3 protein-coding genes are annotated in these 2371 nt (G+C 57.5%); all 3 read right to left on the bottom strand.

Annotated elements, in window-relative coordinates:
• Positions 1 to 31 precede the first annotated feature (31 nt).
• The 3 genes from tnpC to tnpA all read right to left on the bottom strand — a co-directional run bounded on the left by tnpC (position 32) and on the right by tnpA (position 2270).
• Positions 32 to 1558, bottom strand: a complete 1527-nt coding sequence (tnpC, locus tag HDC30_RS28945; protein WP_183786277.1) for an IS66 family transposase — start codon at positions 1556 to 1558, stop codon at positions 32 to 34.
• Between the two features lie 62 nt (positions 1559 to 1620).
• Entirely contained in the window at positions 1621 to 1956 is a 336-nt protein-coding gene (tnpB, locus tag HDC30_RS29290) for an IS66 family insertion sequence element accessory protein TnpB (protein ID WP_183786275.1), read from the bottom strand.
• Entirely contained in the window at positions 1953 to 2270 is a 318-nt protein-coding gene (tnpA, locus tag HDC30_RS28935; RefSeq protein WP_183786273.1) for an IS66-like element accessory protein TnpA, read from the bottom strand. The genes tnpB and tnpA overlap by 4 nt, the downstream gene beginning before the upstream one ends.
• Positions 2271 to 2371 lie beyond the last annotated feature (101 nt).

Here is a 2371-nt window from a genome sequence, read left to right as displayed (position 1 = left end):
GTAAGCGTCTGCCCAACTCACGTTGCGTAAGTCAGACAGATACCCACTGATGCGGCAGCAGTTGGTCGATCTCACTCGCCCGTTGCGTCGGCAACCGCGTCAGCACATCTTTGAGATAGGCATACGGATCGTGCCCATTCATGCGCGCCGACTGGATCAAGCTCATGATCGCCGCCGCCCGTTTGCCGCTGCGAAGCGATCCGGCAAACAACCAATTCGAACGGCCAAGCGCCCACGGTCTGATCTGGTTTTCGACTGGATTGTTGTCTATGGGGACAGCGCCATCATCCAGGTAGCGCGTCAGCGCGATCCAGCGTTTAAGGCTGTAATCCAAGGCTTTGGCCGTCGCTGATCCGTTGGGCACAAGATCGCGCTGGGTCAACATCCAGTCGTGCAGTGCTTTTGCCAACGGCGCTGCTTTTTCTTGCCGTATTCGGCGGCGATCCTCATCGCTCATGTCCCGCGCTTGGCGTTCAACTTCGTACAGGCCACCAATCGAGTGCAGCGCCTGTTCGGCCAGCTGACTTTTATTCGCCACATGCAGATCGAAAAACTTGCGGCGGGCGTGGGCCATGCAGCCGATTTCGATCATGCCTTTCTCGAAGCCAGCTTTGTAGCCAGCAAAGTCGTCGCACACCAGCTTGCCGTTCCATGAGCCGAGGAAGTTACGTGCATGCTCACCTGCCCGGCTCGGGCTGAAGTCATAGACCACCGCCTTGAGCACCGAAAACGGCGTGGTGCAGTAAGCCCATACATAAGAACGGTGAGTTTTCTTCTGTCCAGGCGCAAGCATCTGCACCGGCGTCTCGTCGGCATGGACGACTCGTTGGGCCAAAACGGCTTCTCGCAAGGCATCAACCAGCGCCTGAAGCTGCACACCGGTCTGTCCAACCCATTGAGCCAGTGTGGAGCGCGGGATCGCTAAACCGGCACGTCCGAAGATTTTCTCCTGCCGATACAACGGCAAGTGGTCAGCGAACTTCGCCACCATCACATGGGCCAGCAGACCTGCGGTTGGGATGCCTTTGTCGATCACTTGGGCCGGTACTGGTGCCTGGATCAGTGTTTCGCACTGACGGCAGGCCCATTTCCCACGCACATGCTGTTCGACGGTGAACACGCCTGGCGTGTAATCCAGTTTCTCGCTGACGTCCTCGCCGATGCGCTGAAGTTGGCAACCGCAAGTGCACTGAGTGTTTTCTGGTTCGTGATGAATGACGGTACGTGGAAACTGCGACGGCAGCGGCGCGCGCTTTGGCTTTTGGCGCGCTACTTCTGGAGCAGGAGTCGGAAGCAGTGCCGTCAGCTCGGCGTCGATAGCCTCAAGATCGGTGTTAAGAAGATCGTCGAGCAAGCTGCCTTGCTCAGGACTGATCTGCTCGCTGCGCTTGGCAAACCGGTGCCGCTTGAGGATCGCGATCTCGTGGGTCAACCGTTCGATGATGGTTTGATCGCGGTGGTTCTTTCTGGCCATGGTGTCGACCTTCGACATCAACTGCGCAGCGAGTGCACGCAGTTGGTCGGGGGGCATGTGGTCGAGGTTGGGCATAGAAGTCATGCCGTGGATTTTACCAAAGCCGACCGCGTGCGACAGCGTGTTCTGGGTTTAATTACAGCTTTTTAAAGGATCGTGATTGCACCGCCAGCGCCAACGCGCTGCCAAGGCAAACCAAGTACCAAGGCCTGAAGTTGCTCACTATCCAGTTCCAACTCGCTGCCTTGTCGTATGCCTGGCCAGTGGAATTTTCCTTGGTTCAACCGCCGTGCCGCCAGCCAAACGCCTATCCCGTCATGCACGAGAACTTTCATACGATTGGCCCGGCGATTGGCAAACAGATAAGCGCAGTGCGGCTTCGCCGCACCGAATACTGCGATCACTCTGGCCATCGCAGTTTCGGTGCCGGCACGCATATCCATGGGTTCGGTGGCGAGCCAGATGGCGTCAATGCGGATCACTTGGCAAGTCCTCGGATAAATCGTGCGCATCCATCAGGATCGGACACTGGCCACTTCACGGCGATGGCTTGTTCGCCAATGGGTATCTCGATGATCGCCAATGCCTCTGACGGCCGCTTAGGAGGAGCCTTCAACGGGACAAACGCAGGCAACGTGGGCACTGAGCTGTGCCGGTAAAGCGGCAGCCATTTACGAATGACGTTGGCGTTGATGCCGTGAGCAATGGCGACGCTTGAAACGGTGGCGCCGGGCCGAAGGCATTCCTGAACGACCTGGGCTTTGAACGGTTTGGGATAAGAGCTTCGTTGGCGCATGAAAATCCTGGCGATTAAGGGCGATCGCGTCCGCTTAAAAATACGCGGACACCATCGCCCTTAATGCTGGAGTTTTGAAGGTGACTTGGCCAGACGCTTAC

Origin of the sequence: Pseudomonas sp. JAI115 (assembly GCF_014200835.1) — a bacterium.
Taxonomy (GTDB): Bacteria; Pseudomonadota; Gammaproteobacteria; order Pseudomonadales; family Pseudomonadaceae; genus Aquipseudomonas; species Aquipseudomonas putida_A.
The sequence above is the reverse complement of the archived record's forward strand: the minus strand, read 5'-3'. Positions and strand labels throughout refer to the sequence as shown.

What these genes read in the sequence shown, in the direction of transcription:
- tnpA (WP_183786273.1), bottom strand. Translation starts at nt 2,270, where the DNA reads ATGCGCCAACGAAGCTCTTATCCCAAACCGTTCAAAGCCCAGGTCGTT.
- tnpC (WP_183786277.1), bottom strand. Translation starts at nt 1,558, where the DNA reads ATGACTTCTATGCCCAACCTCGACCACATGCCCCCCGACCAACTGCGT.